The sequence below is a fragment of the Zhongshania aliphaticivorans genome (assembly GCF_902705855.1).
Lineage (GTDB): Bacteria > Pseudomonadota > Gammaproteobacteria > Pseudomonadales > Spongiibacteraceae > Spongiibacter > Spongiibacter aliphaticivorans_B.
The window spans coordinates 434,159-453,446 of the sequence record NZ_CACSIJ010000001.1 but is presented as its reverse complement, the minus strand read 5'-3'; the positions used below and the strand labels follow the sequence as shown (position 1 = coordinate 453,446).

21 protein-coding genes and 1 tRNA gene are annotated in these 19,288 nt (G+C 49.5%); 15 read left to right on the top strand and 7 right to left on the bottom strand.

Annotation, left to right across the window (positions count from 1 at the left end; genetic code table 11):
- Positions 1-19: 19 nt before the first annotated feature.
- From GVJ32_RS02060 to GVJ32_RS02050, 3 genes are read left to right on the top strand one after another with little or no spacing between them, the layout of a single operon-like run.
- A complete protein-coding gene (locus tag GVJ32_RS02060; protein ID WP_159238383.1) occupies positions 20-820 on the top strand; it encodes an undecaprenyl-diphosphate phosphatase in 801 nt (266 codons plus the stop codon).
- A gap of 12 nt (positions 821-832) precedes the next feature.
- Entirely contained in the window at positions 833-1,735 is a 903-nt protein-coding gene (locus tag GVJ32_RS02055) for an NAD(P)-dependent oxidoreductase (protein WP_159238382.1), read from the top strand.
- On the top strand, positions 1,728-3,035 hold the full coding sequence (locus GVJ32_RS02050) for a M18 family aminopeptidase (protein ID WP_159238381.1): 1,308 nt from the start codon (positions 1,728-1,730) through the stop codon (positions 3,033-3,035). Before GVJ32_RS02055 ends, GVJ32_RS02050 begins: the two co-directional genes overlap by 8 nt.
- 36 nt (positions 3,036-3,071) lie before the next feature.
- Here the strand turns inward: GVJ32_RS02050 and GVJ32_RS02045 are convergent, their stop codons facing one another.
- Positions 3,072-3,866, bottom strand: coding sequence for an enoyl-CoA hydratase/isomerase family protein (locus tag GVJ32_RS02045; RefSeq protein WP_159238380.1), 795 nt, complete (start codon positions 3,864-3,866; stop codon positions 3,072-3,074).
- 104 nt (positions 3,867-3,970) lie between these two features.
- Here GVJ32_RS02045 and GVJ32_RS02040 point away from each other — a divergent pair, with 104 nt between their 5' ends.
- Together GVJ32_RS02040 and GVJ32_RS02035 are read left to right on the top strand one after the other, a co-directional pair.
- A complete protein-coding gene (locus GVJ32_RS02040; RefSeq protein ID WP_159238617.1) occupies positions 3,971-5,065 on the top strand; it encodes a tRNA-queuosine alpha-mannosyltransferase domain-containing protein in 1,095 nt (364 codons plus the stop codon).
- 115 nt (positions 5,066-5,180) lie between these two features.
- Positions 5,181-6,185 (top strand): tryptophan--tRNA ligase, encoded by a 1,005-nt coding sequence (locus GVJ32_RS02035; protein WP_159238379.1) that lies wholly within the window; start codon positions 5,181-5,183, stop codon positions 6,183-6,185.
- A gap of 5 nt (positions 6,186-6,190) precedes the next feature.
- Here GVJ32_RS02035 and GVJ32_RS02030 read toward each other — a convergent pair whose 3' ends face one another.
- From GVJ32_RS02030 to GVJ32_RS02015, 4 genes are all read right to left on the bottom strand, one after another.
- Entirely contained in the window at positions 6,191-6,475 is a 285-nt protein-coding gene (locus tag GVJ32_RS02030; protein ID WP_159238378.1) for a hypothetical protein, read from the bottom strand.
- A 136-nt stretch (positions 6,476-6,611) separates the two neighbouring features.
- Complete coding sequence (locus tag GVJ32_RS02025) at positions 6,612-8,657, bottom strand: TonB-dependent receptor (RefSeq protein WP_159238377.1); 2,046 nt, start codon at positions 8,655-8,657, stop codon at positions 6,612-6,614.
- 14 nt (positions 8,658-8,671) lie between these two features.
- Complete coding sequence (locus GVJ32_RS02020) at positions 8,672-9,280, bottom strand: PaaI family thioesterase (RefSeq protein WP_159238376.1); 609 nt, start codon at positions 9,278-9,280, stop codon at positions 8,672-8,674.
- A gap of 180 nt (positions 9,281-9,460) precedes the next feature.
- Positions 9,461-9,545 (bottom strand) — tRNA-Leu (locus GVJ32_RS02015).
- Between the two features lie 162 nt (positions 9,546-9,707).
- On the opposite strand from GVJ32_RS02015, the gene queA reads away from it, so the two are divergent.
- Genes queA through GVJ32_RS01990 form a run of 5 tightly spaced genes read left to right on the top strand, consistent with a single transcriptional unit; the run spans position 9,708 to position 12,965 of the window.
- Positions 9,708-10,754 (top strand): tRNA preQ1(34) S-adenosylmethionine ribosyltransferase-isomerase QueA, encoded by a 1,047-nt coding sequence (gene queA, locus GVJ32_RS02010; RefSeq protein ID WP_159238375.1) that lies wholly within the window; start codon positions 9,708-9,710, stop codon positions 10,752-10,754.
- A gap of 33 nt (positions 10,755-10,787) precedes the next feature.
- Positions 10,788-11,897 (top strand): tRNA guanosine(34) transglycosylase Tgt, encoded by a 1,110-nt coding sequence (tgt, locus tag GVJ32_RS02005; protein WP_435808060.1) that lies wholly within the window; start codon positions 10,788-10,790, stop codon positions 11,895-11,897.
- Positions 11,890-12,201, top strand: a complete 312-nt coding sequence (locus tag GVJ32_RS02000; RefSeq protein WP_159238373.1) for an NGG1p interacting factor NIF3 — start codon at positions 11,890-11,892, stop codon at positions 12,199-12,201. Before tgt ends, GVJ32_RS02000 begins: the two co-directional genes overlap by 8 nt.
- 39 nt (positions 12,202-12,240) lie before the next feature.
- On the top strand, positions 12,241-12,771 hold the full coding sequence (locus tag GVJ32_RS01995) for a gamma carbonic anhydrase family protein (RefSeq protein WP_159238372.1): 531 nt from the start codon (positions 12,241-12,243) through the stop codon (positions 12,769-12,771).
- Positions 12,768-12,965 carry a DUF1289 domain-containing protein gene (locus GVJ32_RS01990; RefSeq protein ID WP_159238371.1) on the top strand — a complete coding sequence of 66 codons (198 nt, stop codon included), beginning with the start codon at positions 12,768-12,770 and terminating at the stop codon, positions 12,963-12,965. Before GVJ32_RS01995 ends, GVJ32_RS01990 begins: the two co-directional genes overlap by 4 nt.
- Positions 12,966-12,983: 18 nt before the next feature.
- On the opposite strand, the gene GVJ32_RS01985 is transcribed toward GVJ32_RS01990, so the two are convergent.
- Complete coding sequence (locus GVJ32_RS01985; RefSeq protein ID WP_159238370.1) at positions 12,984-14,252, bottom strand: HlyC/CorC family transporter; 1,269 nt, start codon at positions 14,250-14,252, stop codon at positions 12,984-12,986.
- 74 nt (positions 14,253-14,326) lie between these two features.
- A complete protein-coding gene (locus GVJ32_RS01980; protein WP_159238369.1) occupies positions 14,327-15,124 on the bottom strand; it encodes a cytochrome C assembly family protein in 798 nt (265 codons plus the stop codon).
- A gap of 202 nt (positions 15,125-15,326) precedes the next feature.
- On the opposite strand from GVJ32_RS01980, the gene ffh reads away from it, so the two are divergent.
- The 5 genes from ffh (at position 15,327) to rplS (ending at position 18,982) form a co-directional block, all read left to right on the top strand.
- Positions 15,327-16,700 carry a signal recognition particle protein gene (gene ffh / locus GVJ32_RS01975; protein ID WP_159238368.1) on the top strand — a complete coding sequence of 458 codons (1,374 nt, stop codon included), beginning with the start codon at positions 15,327-15,329 and terminating at the stop codon, positions 16,698-16,700.
- A 307-nt stretch (positions 16,701-17,007) separates the two neighbouring features.
- On the top strand, positions 17,008-17,259 hold the full coding sequence (rpsP, locus tag GVJ32_RS01970) for a 30S ribosomal protein S16 (RefSeq protein WP_159238367.1): 252 nt from the start codon (positions 17,008-17,010) through the stop codon (positions 17,257-17,259).
- Positions 17,260-17,805 (top strand): ribosome maturation factor RimM, encoded by a 546-nt coding sequence (rimM, locus tag GVJ32_RS01965; RefSeq protein ID WP_159238366.1) that lies wholly within the window; start codon positions 17,260-17,262, stop codon positions 17,803-17,805.
- Positions 17,806-17,830: 25 nt separating this feature from the next.
- Positions 17,831-18,571, top strand: coding sequence for a tRNA (guanosine(37)-N1)-methyltransferase TrmD (gene trmD / locus GVJ32_RS01960; protein WP_159238365.1), 741 nt, complete (start codon positions 17,831-17,833; stop codon positions 18,569-18,571).
- Between the two features lie 48 nt (positions 18,572-18,619).
- Complete coding sequence (gene rplS / locus GVJ32_RS01955; RefSeq protein WP_159238364.1) at positions 18,620-18,982, top strand: 50S ribosomal protein L19; 363 nt, start codon at positions 18,620-18,622, stop codon at positions 18,980-18,982.
- Positions 18,983-19,288 lie beyond the last annotated feature (306 nt).

Sequence of the window (19,288 nt, the reverse complement as noted above, 5' to 3'; positions counted from 1 at the left end):
TGTTCAGGACTTTATGATAATGGATTCATTACGCGCCGTAATTCTTGCCGCGATTCAAGGTTTGACGGAATTTCTTCCGGTATCGAGCTCTGGTCATTTGGTGTTGCCGCAAACGCTTTTGGGTTGGGAAGATCAAGGTCTTGCGTTCGATGTGGCCGTGCATGTTGGATCTTTGCTTGCGGTGTTGTGGTATTTCCGTAGTGAAGTCATGGCGATTTTAGGTGATTGGTTTGGCAGTCTTGCATCACGCCAACAGACGGAAAATAGTCGCTTAGGTTGGATGGTCATCGTCGCGACCATTCCGGCTGTGTTAGCAGGACTTATATTTAACGATTTTATTGAAGAGCATCTGCGCTCAGGCTATGTCTTGGCCACGACGACACTCGTATTTGGTGTGTTACTGGGGGTGGTTGATCGCTACGCTAAGCACGGTAAGCAATTAGCAGATATTGGCTTACGCATTGCAATTATTGTTGGTATTGCACAGGCGATAGCACTTATTCCTGGTACTTCCCGTTCTGGTATTACCATTACTGCAGCATTGATGCTGGGGTTAAATCGCAGTGATTCAGCGCGTTTTTCATTTTTACTCTCTATGCCCATCATTGCGGCTGCCGGTTCTTATAAATTATTAGAATTGATTGAAAGTAGTGATCCGGTAGCATGGAATTACTTGGCAATTGGTGCGGGGGTGTCAGCGATAACGGCTTATGCTTGTATTCATTTGTTTATGAGTTGGGTTGAGCGTATGGGGATGATGCCCTTCGCGATATACCGTGTATTGCTGGCGGGTTTATTATTTGCTGTACTCGCATCCTAAACGGAGAGCCACATGGAAGTCGCGTTTATTGGGTTAGGCACGATGGGATATCCGATGGCGGGGCATTTGTGCCGCGCCGGATTTTCAGTTTCGGTATTTAATCGCAGCGCCGTGAAAGCTGAGAAATGGTCAACCGAATACGGTGTCGCAGCGAGCAACTCCATCGCTGCGGCGGTTGCTGACGCAGCAGTGGTTATGGTGTGTCTCGGCGCAGACAAAGATGTGCGCGCAGTATTGTGTGGAGATGACGGGGTGTTTGCGCATATGCCCGCGAATGGCATCGTCGTCGATCATTCGACTACATCCGCAGAGTTGGCCCGAGATATGGCTAGAATCGCACATGACTGCGGCCAACAGTTTATTGATGCCCCTGTTTCCGGTGGTCAGGCAGGCGCAGAAGGTGGCCGCCTAACGGTAATGGCCGGCGGTGACGCAGATGCCTTTGCTTTGGTGGCACCACTATTTTCGGCATACGCTGCGCAATATCAGCTCTTGGGGCCGGTAGGCTCGGGGCAATTGGCCAAGATGGTGAACCAGATTTGTATTGCTGGCTTGCTGCAGGGCCTAGCCGAAGGGATTCATTTTGGCGAGCAGGCTGGGCTAGATATGTCGGCGGTGATCGATGTTATTAGCGGTGGCGCGGCGCAATCTTGGCAAATGGATAATCGCGCCAAAACGATGCTGGCAAAGGAATTTGATTTTGGCTTTGCAGTAGACTGGATGCGAAAGGATCTTGGCTATGTGTTAGACGAGGCTCGCAAGCGCAAACTGAGTTTGCCGGTCACAGCCTTGGTTGACCAGTTTTATACTCAAGTCCAAAATCTTGGCGGCGGGCGTAGCGATACCTCTAGTTTATTATTAGCACTACAACATTCGATGTCGGATGCGCATCGAGGGAAACGCGGTAATGAGTGATTTACAAGAATTTAACAAAGGTCTGCGTGATTTTCTAGATGCGAGTCCAACGCCATTCCATGCGGTAGAGGAAATGCGTTTACGGCTTCAGGCGTCGGGGTTTAATGCCTTAGACGAACGTGGCGAATGGCAGCTTGAGCAGGGCAAGGGCTATTACCTTATTCGCAACGGCTCATCTATTGTCGCTTTCCGCTGTGGCAAAGATCCGGTTCATGAGCGGGGTTGGCGCATGGTCGGCGCGCATACCGACAGCCCTAATCTGAAGGTTAAGCCGACGCCAGAGTTACATCGGCAGGGTTATTTTCAGCTGGGCGTTGAAGTGTATGGCGGTGCTTTACTCAATCCGTGGTTTGATCGCGATCTAGGTTTAGCGGGGCGGGTAAATTACGAAAACGCGCAAGGTCAGTTGCGTAGTGCTTTAATTAATTTGAATCGCCCCGTGGGCGTTATTCCCAGCTTGGCGATTCATCTTGATCGCGAAGCCAACAATAACCACTCAATAAATCCGCAGCGTGACCTTCCGGTCGTTATTTTACAGAGTGAAGAATCTAGCGATTTTCGCGCATTGCTTGCTGACACTCTGGGGCAGCAAGGCTGCAAGGATGTTGCAGCAGTACTGGACTACGAGCTGAGCTTTTTCGATTGTCAGCCTGCGGCAATGGTGGGCTGGAATGAAGACTTTATCGCCAGTGCGCGCCTCGATAACCTCCTGTCATGTTATATAGGCCTAGAATCCTTGTTAGCGGCAGATACCAGTGAGCACACGGTCTTAGTGTGCAATGACCACGAAGAAGTGGGTAGTCAGTCTGCTGTTGGCGCTCAAGGGCCCATGCTAGAGTCGGTATTGCGGCGTATTGCGGGGGATGAGGTTACGTGGCAGCGGGCTATCGCTAATTCAATGATGATTTCTGCAGACAATGCCCACGGTATCCACCCCAATTTCAGCGATAAACACGACGGCAATCACGGCCCCTTGCTAAACGCCGGTCCAGTGATTAAAAACAATGTGAATCAACGATACGCGACCAATAGCGAGACAAGCTCTCTATTTAGGCGCCTGTGCGCGAATAGCGGCGTGGCGGTGCAAAGTTTTGTAGTACGTAGTGATATGGCCTGTGGCAGCACAATAGGGCCGCTAACGGCGTCGGCGATTGGGGTGAAAACCTTGGATATCGGTGTGCCGACCTTTGCTATGCATTCTATTCGGGAGCTGGCTGGCAGCAAAGATGCGTATAACTTAACGAAGGTATTGACCAAGTATTATCAGCTAGACTCGGTTGTCGATGCTGGCGAGCACTAAAAGCCAGGGCTGACTTTCAGTGCTAAATCAGGGGCTTTAGCTTACCGATTTAAAATCTGGCTTACGCTTTTCAGAAAATGCCTGTAGGCCTTCGCGGCCTTCTGGGCTGCTAACACATTTGGCTATACCGCGACTTTCAATTTCTAACTGGGTTTCTAGTGAGTTTGCGTAACTGCCCAGCAGTAGCTGCTTGATTTGGCCGTGGGCCATTTTAGGCCCGCTGGCGAGTTTATTGGCAAGGGCTTCGGCTTCAGTCATGAGGTTTTCTGATGAGACCACTTTGGTGAGCAATCCCCAATCCAGCGCTTCTTGAGCAGACAGTACGCGGTTAGTAAACATGAGTTCTTGGGTGCGTCGTAAACCAATAAGACGCGGCAAATACACGCTGGCACCGCCATCAGGGCTGGCGCCAATGCCGGTATAAGCCATAGTAAATTTTGCTGTTTCGGCGGCAAGGACGATATCGCCTGAAACCGCTAGACTAAAACCTGCACCAGCGGCGGTTCCGTTAATAGCAATGATGAGTGGAGCCGTCATGCGGGCGAAGCGGGCATTAGCAGAGTGCAAACAAGCGGTTACATCCTTCAGTAATAAACCGACATCATCGCCCGCTGCTTTAAAGCTCGGCACGTCGCCGCCTGCACAAAACATATTGCCAGTGGCGGTTAGGATCACGGCGCGAACGCTGCTATCTTCGTCGCAAACCATTGCCGCGTGCATGAGTTCCTGCGCCATTTCAAGATTGACGCTGTTGGCCGCATCGGGACGATTCAAAGTGATTTTGGCAATGCCGTTGGTGTTGTCCCACTGTAGGGTAGTGTATTGGCGCATATCAGTCGCTGAGTCCAAGTAGTTGTAATAGGCGAAGAGGGTAATGGAGCAGTTATCATGCGTCAATTTACGATTCAGTCATTGAACGGAACGGTTTGAATAATATGAGAGTGTTGGTCTTATCGGCTTACCACGCTGACAGCCATCGTCATTGGCTAGATGGCCTAATGCGACATTTGCCGAATATTGAATGGACGGTATTAAGTTTGCCGGCGCGCTACTTTAGTTGGCGTATTCGCGGCAACAGCTTGAGCTGGGCAATGCAACAGCGGGCGCTGCTAACGGCGCCCTATGATGTCGTACTGGCGACATCGATGACCGACCTGTCTGCGCTGCGTGGTTTGGTGCCGGAATTAGGTCGGATTCCCACCGTGGTTTATTTTCATGAGAACCAGTTTAGTTATCCTCAAAATGTCCAGCAGCGTAGTGGGGTGGAGCCGCAAATACTTAATATTTATACTGCCTTGGCGGCGGATAAGGTGCTTTTTAATAGCGACTATAATCGCCGCACCTTATTAGACGGTGCCGATAGTCTGTTGGCAAAGCTGCCTGATTTTGCACCCCGTGCCGAGGTGGCGGCCCAGCTCGCACATTCGCAAGTGTTGCCGGTTGGAATCGAACTTCACGACTATACCCCTCGCCCCGCCGGCGCGCGATTAAGTGTACTGTGGAATCACCGCTGGGAGTACGACAAGGGGCCAGATCGCTTATTGGCTTTAGTGAAGGAGTGCGCAGAGCACGCGCTGCCACTCGATTTTTATATTGCAGGTCAACAGTTTAGGCATCATCCGGAAGAATTTGCAGAAATTAAGGCGGTAATTGAGCACAGTGATGTGTTGACGCTGTGTCAGTGGGGTTATGTTGCCGACGCTCGCCGTTACGAGGAGATGTTGTCGCGCTGTGATGTGGTTTTGTCTACCGCTATACATGATTTTCAGGGGTTAGCGATATTAGAGGCGGTCGCGCAGGGCTGTACGCCACTCATTCCCGATCGTCTGTGTTACTCAGAGTGGTTTGGTGAGGCGTATCGCTATACCGCGAGTGATGATCTGCAATTAGAGGCTGGCGCTTGCAGAATACAATTGCAAAATCTACTGCTCCAAAAAGTGCGAGGTAATTCAGTGCCTGTAGATGTTAGTGCTTTAAGTTGGCGGCAATTGGCGCCGCGCTATAAGCAAATCTTTGAAGATCTTTTGTAATATCTATGGGGTGTACGGATTACTGACACCGCAGTGTCGAGCCAGTATCATAAGCGCCTTTATTCAAAGCAGCGGCTGATTGCAACACCGCCTCAAAATCGAACAGGAAAAAATTATGGCTAAGCAGCGGGTACTTACCGGCATTACGACTACCGGAACGCCGCATTTAGGAAACTACGTTGGCGCAATTCGTCCTGCCATTGCAGAAAGTCAGCGTGGTGAGTTGGATGCATTTTTCTTTCTTGCCGATTATCACGCGCTGATTAAAAGTTCTGAGCCTGCCATGGTGCATCAGTCTAGTCGTGAAATTGCCGCAACCTGGTTGGCACTAGGTTTAGATACTGACTCGACGACCTTTTATCGACAGTCAGACGTTCCTGAGATTACCGAGCTGAGCTGGATTCTTACCTGTGTGTGCGCAAAGGGTTTAATGAACCGTTCCCACGCCTACAAAGCCGCGGTGCAAGCCAATGAGGAAAACGGCGATGACTCTGATTTTGGCGTTACGATGGGATTGTTCAGCTATCCGATTTTAATGGCAGCAGATATTTTAATGTTTAACGCCAGTAAGGTGCCGGTGGGCCGAGACCAGATTCAGCACATCGAAATGGCCCGCGATATGGCACAGCGTTTTAATCATTTGTACGGTGACACCTTTGTTCTTCCAGAAGCGGTTGTTGACAATGTTGCGGTCTTGAGTGGTTTAGACGGGCGTAAGATGAGTAAAAGCTACGGCAATACTATTCCCTTGTTTTTGCCAGAAAAGAAGCTGCAAAAACACATTAATAAGATCAAAACCAATTTGCTAGAACCTGGTGAGCCCAAAGATCCAGACAGCTCAACGGTATTCGAAATATGGCAGGCCTTTGCTACACCCGCAGAGACAGCGGAAATGCGTCAGAAGTTTGCCGACGGTATCGCCTGGGGCCAAGCGAAAAAAGACTTGTTTGAGTTAATTAATACTCAGCTTGCTCCCGCGCGCGAGCGTTACGAGGCGATTTTAGCCGACGGTGAATTCCTTGAGGCAGAACTTAAAAAAGGTGCAGAAAAAGCGAGGGCGCAGGCCGCGCCGATGTTGGCAAAAGTGCGCAAAGCTGTTGGTTTAGCTGCTTTTCAATAGTAGGTCTAAAAACGTGAGCTCAGCGACATACCTACAGGACTAATGGTGAGAACCATTTTATCGCCCTTGCGTAGCTTAAATTGGCTTGCTTGGGTTTCAATATGAAAGCGCGTGCTGATTTTTGGTAGTTCTGGCCACGCGCTGCTCTCGGTTTTGGGTTTGAGATCTTTAATCCAAGAGGACCACATCGCTATAATTGAGTGGCTCTTGGGTTCTTGCTTGGGATCGGCAAGGGCGCTGTGGGTGATAATCAACGCTGAGACAACAGTTAGTATTTTGATGAAGCCCATTGCAGTGACCTAATATCATTGAATGTGTTTCAAATATAACGATATTGCTCAGCGGTAACATAGATGTTTGGCGTAGCTGTGAACATCGTCACACAAACACTGCTAATTAGGCGTGATTTTTGAAATTCCACCTCGCTTAAAAGTCCACCCCTAGCTCAAGATAGATCGCGCGTGGTTCGCCGATAAAATAGCGGTAGTCGCCGAAGGCATAATCAGCGCGTTCGGCATAATCAATGTCGGTGAGGTTGTTGATTCTAAGCACGGAGTATAGCTGCTCACTGTATTGCTGGCGCCAGCGTAAGTTACTGAGGGTGTGGTCTGGGTAGCGGTGTAGATTATCTTCTTCAAGGAAGTATTCACCTTGGTGTTGAATCTCCAGCTCAATACGGGTGCTGGCAAAAGGTGACCAGCGAACCAGTGTGCCTGCTAGCTGGCGTGGCGCCGTGTCGATTTCATTTCCCTTTGTTGTTAGCGCATCATTGTCGTATTGATGTTTGCTATAGCTGGCTTGCAGTTGCCACATCAAATTTGGCGTAATGTGCCAGCTGAAGTTGGCTTCTACGCCGCGGTCGATCGTCTTGCCACCGTTAACATTACTGCGATTACTGTCTTGAATGATGACGTCGTTTTTGTGCATCCAGTAGGTGGATATACGATATTGGAATGTGTCCCAGCTGCCACGTAAACCAATTTCGAAACTGTTCAGTGATTCCTCTTCAAGATCAGCATTAAGTTGCTGAGCTTGCAGGCGATATAGCTCGGCAGCCTGTGGCGCTCGAAAGCCGTGCGCGGCATTGGCAACTATATCGGTGTGTTTGCTTAAATTTTGAATCACGCCGAGATTAAAGGAGCTGTTACGGAAGCGCTCTTTATCGTCGACTGGTCGCGCGTAGCGACAGGTGCCAGAAGGGCAGGCACTGCCGTCGGCGGCGGAGTTACCGTCGAGTATTAGATTGTCATAGTCATAAAATTGAATATCGTAGCGGCCGCCAAAATTGACTTTGGTAGTGCTGGTCGCCTGCCAGTCACCACCGACAAACCACGCGCCGTATAAGGCGTCGACTTCATAGTCGTAGTGTTGACCCGTTGGGAACGCCGCAAAACTCGCTTGATTCTGTGACTGCTTTAAATAGGCTTTGGTTACTTCCATATCGAAGCCGTTATAAAGCGTGACGTTCTCGCTGTAGTTTTGGTAAAAGGCGCTTTGCAGGCCAGCGGTACGCTCACCGTTTTCTTCAAGCGGGGTGCCAGGTAAAAAATGTTGCAGAAACTCCATCTCGGTGTAGCGCAAATATGGTGTGACGATAAAACGGCTGTCCCGCTCACCTTCACGCTCAAAGCGGCTGTAATAACGGACGCTACTGCTGTTTCTAAAAGCCTCGGGGTTGGGGTTTTCTCGCTTGCGGCTTGCGTCTTTGTAGGCGTCTTTACCTAAAATATAACCGGCGGTTTCTTGGTTAAGATTACTCGCCGCTAACATGGATTGAATATTCCATGTCTCGCCGTGATAGTCGTGGCGCAAATTCATTTTTTGCTGGTCAAAGCCAGATTCGTCTTTATAGCCGTCATCGTGATTGCCCTGCAGGCTAATGCGGTAACCATGCTTGCCATTGGTGTCGCTGTGACTGGCTTTTATGCGGCCATATTTGTCTGGGCCAGCTTCAATAGATAGATGAGATTCCGCTTCGGTTGCGGGGGCTTGGCTAATCACATTGATTACGCCGTTTAGTGCATTGGTGCCGTGTACCGCCGTTCCTGGGCCGCGAATGACTTCTATGCGAGCGGCTTGCTCGGCGTTGACATCAAAGAGCTCATTTACATTGCAAAAGCCGGGTGCGCGCAAAGGTATGCCGTCTTCGGCAAAATAAAAGGCGCCACAGCTGCCGGTGCCAGTGAGAACGCCAGAACGCATTGCGGTAAGACTTTCTTGGCCGTTGCCGCGGCTAATCGTTACGCCGGGTACTTGGTTTAATACTTGGCTAATATGGGTGTGACCTATGCTTTCAATATCTTCTTGGCTGATGATCGTGAGTGCTAGGCTTTGTTCATTAACTTGTTTTTCAATTCGGTCTGCCGTCACCGCAACGGTTTCCGGTGCGGTAGGTGTATCCTCTGTAGCGAGAGTTAATCCAGATGCTAAGCTGATGCTTATTGCCAGCGGGGTAGCGTATTTTGTCATCATGTTTGTGCTATTCCTTAATTTCCCGTGCTGTTTTTCTTATACATAATAAAAAGGCCTTCTGCGCTGCTTAATAGCATATCACCGCTGTGGCATTCACCCTTAATGATGATGTGGCGATCTTTACGTTTTTCTAGCCATGTGGAAAAGCGGATTGGCTTAAGCAGTGGCGTAGGTTTGCGATATTTCACCGTCAAGCTGGCAGTCATGCTGGGTAGTTCATTGGCTAGGGCTGCAAACGCAAGAACTTGATCATAAACCGCGCTGATAATACCACCGTGCACACAGTCTGGTGGCCCTTCGTGAATTTTCCCAAAGGAGCCCTCAGCGTATACGCGGTCTTGCTCTTGCCAGATGCGTAAATCTGGTGCAATGGGGTTGAAGTATCCGCTGATGGGGCTGCAGGGAAGAATATTGCGAAAGTCACCAGCAAAGTCGGGGTTGTAAAACTCGAGCAATTTGCGATCGCGCAGCGTCGCCATTTTGGTGCTTAACGCAGACAGTGCAGCTTCTATCTCTGCAAGTTGGTCATCGCTGCCGCCTAAGGTTTGGCTGCTATCAAGTATTTCACTGAGTTGCGCACTGATGTGACGCAATTGTTGACGCTGTTGATCACTGGCCGCCATCGGCTAAGTGCCTCATCGCTTTATTGAATTGCGCAAGAGTGTAAAGGGAGCCCGCTCTTATGGAAAGCAAAGTGATGTAAAGCCAGATTAGCAATTTGTAATTTAGAGTTGGTGGTATTTCTTGCGAGTAAATCGAATTGCTCATAGGCAGAGCAACTTAATTTATTTGATGAGCTTACATGGTACCAGTGGGCGGACTCGAACCGCCACTCCCGAAAGAACCAGATTTTGAATCTAGCGTGTCTACCAATTTCACCACACTGGCATGTAAGTGGGGCGGGATTATAACAAGCTTTTTCGTGGGGTCAATCGACGGAGGAGTTTTATTTAATAAAGTGTCTAAAGCTGGTTATAGAATGATCTACTTCGGTGGAGTCCGCTGGGATTTTCCGCTAATCTTGCGCCCTTCCGGTTGAAAGCAGACATTATGCGGCGCAGCGATTTTAGTTTTGAGCTTCCCGATAGCTTAATAGCGTATTACCCCATGCCTGAGCGCGACGGCAGCCGCTTGTTGGTGCTGGGTGAAAATCAGCGCTGTGAGCATCGTCAATTCAAGAATTTACCCTCTTATTTACGAGCGGGGGATTTGCTGGTTTTTAATAATACCCGCGTTATTCCTGCGCGCTTATTTGCGGTTAAGGGCACCGGCGGTCGCATCGAGATTTTGATTGAACGTCTGCTTGATGATCATAAAGTTTTGGCTCATGTGCGTTCCAGTAAATCGCCTAAGGCGGGTGCGGAGCTGCGGCTTTGCAGTAGCACTGAGGCGGAGCCGGGTGATGATGTTGCGACGGTGTTAGGTCGTCATGATGCCTTGTTTGAATTGCGCTTTGCCTCGCCGGTGTTAGAGGTGCTTGATCGTATTGGTCATATGCCACTGCCGCCTTATATAGAACGCGAAGATGCGTTGGATGATCGCGAGCGCTACCAAACTGTGTATGCCAGCCGCGATGGCGCAGTGGCAGCTCCAACCGCAGGTTTACATTTTACTGATGCGTTAATGCAGGAGTGCCGTGATCTCGGCGTTGAGATCGCGTTTGTTACGCTTCACGTTGGCGCAGGGACGTTTCAGCCGGTTCGCGCTGACGATATCCGCGATCATCAGATGCATGCCGAATACATCGAGGTGAGCGAAGCAGTGTGTGAGCAAGTGCGCGCAACGCGAGCGCGTGGCGGTCGCGTGGTGGCGGTGGGCACAACCAGTGTGCGCAGTCTGGAGTCTGCTTCGCAGTCAGGTGAGATTGCCGCGTTTTCTGGTGACAGTCGTATATTTATTTATCCCGGTTATCAGTTCCGCAGTGTGGATGTGATTGTGACCAACTTCCATTTACCCGAGTCCACGCTAATTATGTTGATCAGCGCCTTTGCCGGCCGCGATGCAGTGTTAGCGGCATACGGCGAAGCGGTCGCTGAGCAATACCGATTTTTTAGTTACGGCGATGCCATGTTGGTATTTCCGTCTAGCAATACTTAGAGAGATAGGATCCGTTTTATGAGCGAATGTCGAATGCGTTTTGATGTGAAAGCCAGTGATGGCTTAGCGCGTCGCGGAACCTTGGATTTTCCCCGTGGTAAGGTCGAAACCCCCGCGTTTATGCCAGTGGGTACCTACGGTACGGTGAAGGGTATGCTGCCGCGTGACATCAAGGAGATTGGTGCGCAGATTATACTTGGCAATACCTTCCATTTAAGTCTTAGGCCGGGTACCGAGGTGGTGAAGGCCCATGGTGACCTACATGACTTTACCGGTTGGCAGGGGCCGATACTAACTGACTCTGGCGGCTTTCAGGTGTGGAGCTTAGGTAAGCTACGCAAAATTAGTGAAGCGGGCGTGTCTTTTAAATCACCGGTCAACGGCAGTGATGTGTATTTAGATCCTGAAACCTCTATGCAAATTCAGCGTGATTTAGGTGCAGACATCGTTATGATCTTTGACGAATGCACACCGTACCCCGCGACTGAGGCCGAAGCTAGAACCTCTATGGAACTGTCTTTGCGTTGGGCGGCGCGGAGCAAAACGGCGCATGAAGGTAATGACGCGGCGCTATTTGGTATCGTGCAAGGTGGTATGTATCCAGAGCTGCGACGGGAATCCCTGCAGGGCTTAAAGGATATCGATTTTGATGGTTTTGCGATTGGTGGTTTATCGGTCGGTGAGCCTAAAGATGAAATGCTGATGGTGCTTGATTCGCTTGCCGAATATATGCCAGAAGATAAGCCGCGCTATTTGATGGGAGTGGGTAAGCCTTCAGATATTCTAGAGGCCGTTATGCGTGGCGTAGATATGTTTGACTGCGTGATGCCAACGCGAAATGCCCGCAACGGTCATTTGTTTACCTCAACCGGTGTTATTAAAATTCGCAATGCGAGTCATCGCTATAATAATGCGCCCTTGGACGAGAAGTGTGATTGTTACACCTGCCAAAATTTTTCCCGCGCTTATTTGCATCATCTCGACAAATGTAAGGAAATCCTAGGCGCCCAGCTTAATACCATCCATAACCTTCGCTATTATCAGAATCATATGACGGCCATTCGTCAGGCGATAGAAGAGGGGAGGCTGGCGCAATTTGCCGAAGAATTTTATCGCGAGCAAGATGGTAGGGCTGATGTATAAATTAGTATTCTTTGTGCCTGCAACACATTGCGAGCAGGTGAAGAGTGCGGTGTTTGCTACTGGTGCGGGTGGACAAGGGCATTATGGTCATTGCAGCTGGCAGGTACTTGGCCAGGGGCAATTTTTGCCGTTGGAGGGTAGTCGGCCTTTTATTGGTGGGCAGGGACAGCTAGAAGTCGTAGACGAATATAGAGTGGAAACCTTGTGTGCTGAAGAATGTATTCACGACGTGGTTACTGCCCTGAAGAAGGCTCATCCTTATGAAGAGCCAGCTTACGAAATATATCAGCTCGCTTCAATTTGAGCGGAAGCCTGTAATGGGCGCGTGTTTATGGGGGTTAATATGTTGTATCAACTAGGTGAGCGTCGCGTTCAACTTGAAGGGAGCGGCCACTTCGTCGCTGATAATGCCACGGTGATTGGCTCTGTGGTGTTAAAAGAGAATGCCAGTATTTGGTTTAATGTGGTGATTCGCGGTGACGTTGATGACATTGTGATTGGTGCGCGCAGTAATATTCAAGACGGCTCGGTGCTGCATACTGATGCCGGATTCCCGATGCATATTGGCGATGACGTCACCGTGGGTCATAAGGTCATGCTGCACGGCTGTACGATTGGGCAGGGCAGCCTGATTGGCATTAATGCGGTGGTGCTCAATGGCGCAAAGATCGGCAAGGGCTGTTTGATTGGCGCTAATGCTTTGGTCACCGAGGGCATGGTCATACCCGATGGTTCAATGGTGTTGGGTTCGCCAGCTAAAATCCGTCGTAGTCTAAGTGCTGAAGAGCAAGAGGCTTTGATGCTGTCTGCGGCGCATTATGTTGAGAACGGTCATCGCTTTGCCACTGAACTAAAACCACAGAGCATGGCATGAGTGAAGCGAAAGAAAAGCCAGTCGCCTCACCATGCGTGTCTGTTTGTGCCTTGGATAACGACGATATTTGCACCGGATGTTACCGGAGCTTGAAGGAGATCGGTGACTGGTCGGGCATGGATAATGCCCGCAAGCGGGAGGTGATTGTTCTGGCTAATCAGCGCTGCCGTAGCCGCTATGGCGATTTTGGCTAGCCATTGAGAGCCGACGAATTAGCGTCGGCTTTTTGATTTGGCGTAGGCTCTTACCGACTGAATTAGATTGCCTTTCATCTCAATAATTTCAAAATAATAGCGGTCTATCGTTAGGCCGACAGCCCCTTCAGGAAATGACTCCAGCTTTTCTAGCAGTAGGCCATTTAGGGTTTTTGGCCCATCAGTGGGTAAATCCCATTTCATGCTTTTATTGATGTCGCGAATCGTGGTGGTGCCGTCGACTAGATAGGTGCCGTCAGCTTGGTGAACGATGTCGTCGGTGTCGGTGCTCAGGTTGGATGTGAATTCGCCAACAATCTCTTCGAGCAAATCTTCCAGCGTTACAATCCCCTGCATGACGCCGTACTCGTCAACAACTATCCCAAGTCGGCGTTTTTGCTTTTGAAAATTGAAAAGCTGGGTGTTTAGCGGGGTGCCTTCGGGTATGAAGTAGGGGTCTCTAATCGCCTGTAGAAGTGCATCGCGTTGAACGCGGCCTTGTTCATCCACGCTATTGATGATGTCACGCTGATGCAGAATGCCGACGATATTGTCGATGTCATTTTGATACACCGGGATGCGGGTGAATTCGGCGTCACGTAGTTTGCGGATAATGGTGTCGGTGTCGGCATCTGCATCAATACCAAAGACCTCGTTGCGGGGGATCATAATGTCGTCCACCGTAATTTGTTCGAGGTCGAGGATGTTCATTAGCATCCCCTTGTGGTGCTTGGGAATTAAATGGCCAGCTTCACCAACGATGGTGCGCAGCTCGTCTAGGCCGATATGCTCCGAACCGTCATTTTTTTCAATGCGGGTTAGGCGAAGCACAAATTGAGTAACGTGGCTGACCAGCCAAATTATCGGAAACATTAGCTTTTTTAGGGGGAGCAGAATATGACTGACGGCGTAGGCTACGGTTTCAGATTTATAAGCGGCAATGGTTTTTGGGATGATTTCAGCGAAGATCAGGAAAACAAGTGTTAGTAATATGGACGCGGGCACCACGGCGTTGTCGCCATACAGGCGAATCGCCACAATGGTTGCGATAGATGCGGCTAAATTATTGACTAGATTGTTGCCGATCAGGATGGTGCTGATCAAGCTGTCTGGCTCTTCCAGTAGTTTTGAGGCGCGTTTGGCGCCGCGATGGCCGGATTTGGCGCGGTGGCGCAGGCGATATCGATTGAGAGACATCATTCCAGTTTCTGAGCCGGAAAAGAAACCGGACAGGACGATTAATGCAGCTAAAATGCCAAATAGAAGACCCAGCGGTGCCTCGTTCAAAAAGCCAAAAACTCCCTAGTTACCAAAATAAGCGCCAATCTTGACCAAAAAAGGCAGGCGCGACAAGCGTAATATCAAATAGCGGTGATATGAATGATGATAGACAGCGCAATTTTGGTGCCGAGATAACCGAGTAATAGGCAGGCAAACGCCCACAGTGTCCAGCGAATGGCGACTTTACCGCGCCAGCCAAGAGCAATGCGGCCGCATAATAAAATGGCTAATAATATCCATGACAGCACCGAGAACACCGTTTTATGTAATAAGTGCTGAGCCAGCATGTCATCAACATAGATGCCGCCGGTAACAATGGCCATCGTTAATAGAATGAATCCCGCCCAGATTAATTCGAAGAGCATGGCTTCCATGGTTTGCAGGGGGGGGAGAATGCTCGGCAGGCCTTTTAGGTGGTGGTCACGTAACATGCGGTCTTGCAGGGCAAGTACCATTGCTTGTGTGGCGGCAATGGTGAGTACGCTGTAGGCGAGGATGGATAGCAATATATGACACAGCACGCCAAGTGGTTGGTGTTGTAATAGCTGTTGGCGTTCGGGTATCAATAATTCTGCGATAAGGCTGATAGCGGCCAGCGGGTATAAAGGAATAAGTAAATTGTGCAGGGGGCGGCGCAAGCTGGCGCTGACTGTAATAAGGCAGATTAGCCATGTGATAAGCGACAGCACCTGAATGACCCCAAGGTCCATTCCGTCGGCGGTGTGGATCGCCGTGATAGCCGCCAGGGCGTGGCACAAGACGGCAGCTAAGCCAATAATCAAGCTGCTCTGGTTTAAAGTGCGATTCAATGCACGATATTGCATACCCGTGGCGATGGCATAAAAAATGATGGCGGCAATGCTGCTGTATAAATTCATCGGTAAGTGTGGCCGTTATATCCGTATTGTGTGTACTGAGCGTTGGGTCTGCCTGATGACTCGGTTATACTGCGGCATAATTTTTGTTTGGCATAGTAATGTAGTGCTGCACAGCGACCAGATTGTAAGCGGGTTCACGACAGTATGTCGACTTGAACCGTGCTTTCAAGATAATCACCTTTAGATTTTAGAGAGTTTAAGCATGTTTGAGAATTTAACCGAACGCCTATCGCAGACCTTGCGCCATGTCACTGGTCAGGCGCGGTTGAGTGAAGACAATATTGCCGACGCTATGCGCGACGTGCGTATGGCTCTGCTTGAAGCAGACGTTGCCCTGCCTGTTGTTAAAGATTTTGTCGACGCGGTAAAAGCGCGTGCGGTGGGGCAGGAGGTCAGTAAAAGCCTGAGTCCGGGGCAGATGTTTATCAAGATCGTCCAGCAGGAGCTGGAGCGGATCATGGGTAGTCAAAATGAGACCTTGAACTTAGCCACCCAGCCCCCTGCGGTCATGTTGATGGCGGGTTTGCAGGGTGCAGGTAAAACCACGTCGGTGGCCAAGCTAGCTAAATTTTTGCAAGAAAAACACAAAAAGAAAGTGCTGGTGGTGAGTGCGGATATTTACCGTCCGGCGGCGATCAAGCAGCTAGAAACCTTGGCAAACGACATCGGTGCTGGCTTCTTTCCCAGTAATATCGATCAAAAACCGGTAGATATCGCAAATGCCGCTATTGCCGAGGCTAAACTGCGTTTTTATGACGTCGTTATTGTAGATACCGCCGGTCGCCTGCATATCGATACCGATATGATGACCGAGATTAAAGATCTTCATGCCGCGATCAAGCCGATAGAAACCTTATTCGTTGTCGATGCCATGACCGGCCAAGACGCCGCGAATACCGCGAAGGCTTTTGGTGAAGCGCTACCATTAACAGGCGTGATATTGACTAAGGCAGACGCGGATAGTCGCGGTGGTGCCGCATTGTCGGTGCGACATATTACAGGCAAACCTATTAAATTTATTGGCGTAGGTGAAAAGACCGACGCGCTAGATCCTTTTTATCCAGACCGGATTGCCTCACGTATTCTTGGTATGGGCGATATTTTGTCGCTTATCGATGAGGCGGAGTCCAAGCTCGATAAGGACAAGGCCGAAAAACTGGCCAAAAAGCTTAAAAAGGGCAAGAAATTTGACTTGGAAGATCTGCGTGATCAGCTCCAGCAAATGCAGAACATGGGCGGCATGAAAGGCTTACTCGATAAATTGCCGGGCATGGGCAATATGGCGCAAATGGCTCAGAGTCAAATGGACAATAAAATGTTCACTCGCATGGAAGCCATCATTAATTCCATGACGCCGGCGGAGCGCCGGAATCCGGATCTGCTAAATGGCTCGCGTAAGCGTCGTATTACCGTGGGGTCAGGTACCGATATTCAGGATTTGAACCGCTTGCTAAAACAGCATAAGCAAATGGCGAAGATGATGAAGAAGATGGGACAGAAGGGCGGTATGACGAATATGATGCGCGGTATGGGTGGAATGATGCCGCCTGGTGGTGGTCGTTTTCCAGGTATGTGATCCTTCTTAAGGCTGTTCCGGCTCTGCGTTAAGTGTGTCGCCGAGATAGAAGTTTTAGCATTAACTGCATCCTATAGGTTGTTGATTTAAAATAAAATATATAGATCACTAGGGTGCTGTCTTTGCTGTGTAAATCGTGGCTTGTATAGGCGCTAGCGAGGCGCAAAGAAAAACTGCGCTAAGTGTTTCATATATCATCGTTTTCCCTTATAATTCCGCGCCTTTATGGCTTCGGTCATATAATCGCTTCGAATTTTTCGATAAGCAGGTGTGAAAACCTGCCCAAATGCTAGGAAATGAAACAAGAATGGTCACTATTCGTTTGGCACGTGGCGGCTCTAAAAAGCGCCCATTTTATCATCTGACAGTTACTGACAGCCGCACTTCACGTGATGGTCGTTTTATTGAGCGCGTTGGTTTTTTTAACCCAGTTGCTCGTGGCAATGAAGAGCGTTTACGCGTTGATAACGCACGCGTTGATCATTGGGTTGCTCAAGGCGCTCAAATGTCTGATCGCGTTGCAAAGTTGCTTAAAGACTCAGCAGCAGCTGCCGCTTAAATGACGGCATTTACCCCGGAAAATCGGGTCGTAATCGCTAAGATTTCAGCGGTGTACGGGGTAAAGGGATGGGTGAAGATACATTCTTTTACCGATCCCGTTAGTAATTTTTTTGATTACAGCGATGTTTACTTTTGCAAGTCTGGAAAGTGGCAGCGCGCAGAGTTTGATGAGTGCCAAACACATGGCAAAGGTATTGTCGGTCACCTGAAAGGTGTTGATGATCGCGATGTGGCGGCGGGCTACTGCGGCTTAGAGCTATCTGTCGCAGAGGCGCAGTTACCTAAATTAGAAAGCGATGAGTTTTATTGGCATCAGCTGACTGGTTTAAAGGTAGCAACTCTGTACTCATCGGCTGAGCCGGTTCTGCTTGGCGAGGTGAGTCACCTCCTAGAAACTGGTGCAAACGATGTTCTCGTTGTGCGACAGTGCGAGGGCAGCTTGGATGATAAGGAACGTTTGATTCCTTATGTGCCAGAGCAGTTTATAAAAGATATCAACCTGGAAACTGGAGTGATATTGGTGGACTGGGATCCTGAGTTCTAGTTAAAAGGGCAAAGGAGGCAGCGTTTTGGACATATCGGTGGTAAGTCTGTTTCCCGAGATGTTCGCTGCAGTTAGCGACTATGGTGTAACTGGTCGCGCAGTTCAAAATGGTTTGCTGAATATACAGTGTTGTAATCCGCGTGATTACACCACAGATCGCCATCAAACAGTGGATGACCGGCCTTATGGCGGCGGCCCTGGCATGGTGATGAAAACAGCTCCGCTGGAGCAGGCGATTCATGCCGCGAAGGCGTCGGTGGCACCCGGGGCGACGGTTATTTATTTGTCGCCGCAGGGTCGGCCGTTAGACCAAGAGGGCTTGGTAGAATTAGCACAAAAGCCGTCGCTAGTGTTGTTGGCGGGGCGGTACGAAGGAGTAGATGAGCGCCTAATCGAGGCTGAAGTCGACGAAGAATGGTCGATAGGCGATTACGTGCTTAGTGGTGGTGAGTTGGCTGCTATGGTGATGATTGACGGATTAAGTCGCTTATTACCGGGGGTGCTGGGGCATCATTTGTCGGCAGAGCAAGACTCATTTGCCGAAGGATTGTTAGATTGCCCGCATTACACGCGGCCTGAGCATTACCGAGGTAGAACGGTGCCAGACGTGTTGTTAAGTGGTAATCACGAAGCGATACGGCGTTGGCGACTTAAGCAGTCGTTAGGCCGAACTTGGTTGCGACGCAGAGATTTACTGCAAAAAGTAGAACTGAGCGACGAACAAAATACATTGTTGGCGGAATTTATCCGCGAGCATAACGATTAACTGACATCTAGCTGTGAAGCTATAAACTTTCGAATTTAGGAGCATGCCATGAGCACCAACAAAATTATTGCCGAACTGGAAGCAGAGCAGGCCACCAAAGAGCTGCCGGAATTCAGCCCCGGTGACACCGTTGTCGTTCAGGTAAAAGTTAAAGAAGGTGCTCGTGAGCGTCTTCAGGCTTTTGAAGGTGTTGTAATTGGCATTCGTAACCGTGCCCTGAACTCTGCCTTTACCGTACGTAAAATTTCTCACGGCGTAGGTGTAGAGCGTACTTTCCAAACCTACAGCCCGCTGATCGATAGCATTCAAGTTAAGCGTCGCGGCGATGTGCGCCAAGCTAAACTTTACTATTTGCGCGAACTGAGTGGTCGTGCGGCACGTATCAAAGAAAAATTGGGCATTAAAGCTTAATTTTTTTGATGTGTTTAAAAAGGCAGCCATTGGCTGCCTTTTTTGTTTGTGTGCTGGTAAAAGCATAGGTAGATAGTGAGTGTTAAAACATGTTGCGTTGGATAACTACTTGCTTATCGTTAAAGTTTTGCCGTAAAAAGCGAGGGCTATGCGGGAATTTTCATTGCATGCTTGGTGATTGGTTGTGACAGTGTTTATATGATGGTCTTGCTTGTGTTTATAAATTGCGAAGAAGGCTGGAGTCGATGAAACTTGTTGTGACAAAATCACTCCTATGATGATCGATGTTGTTAGCGGAATTTGGAG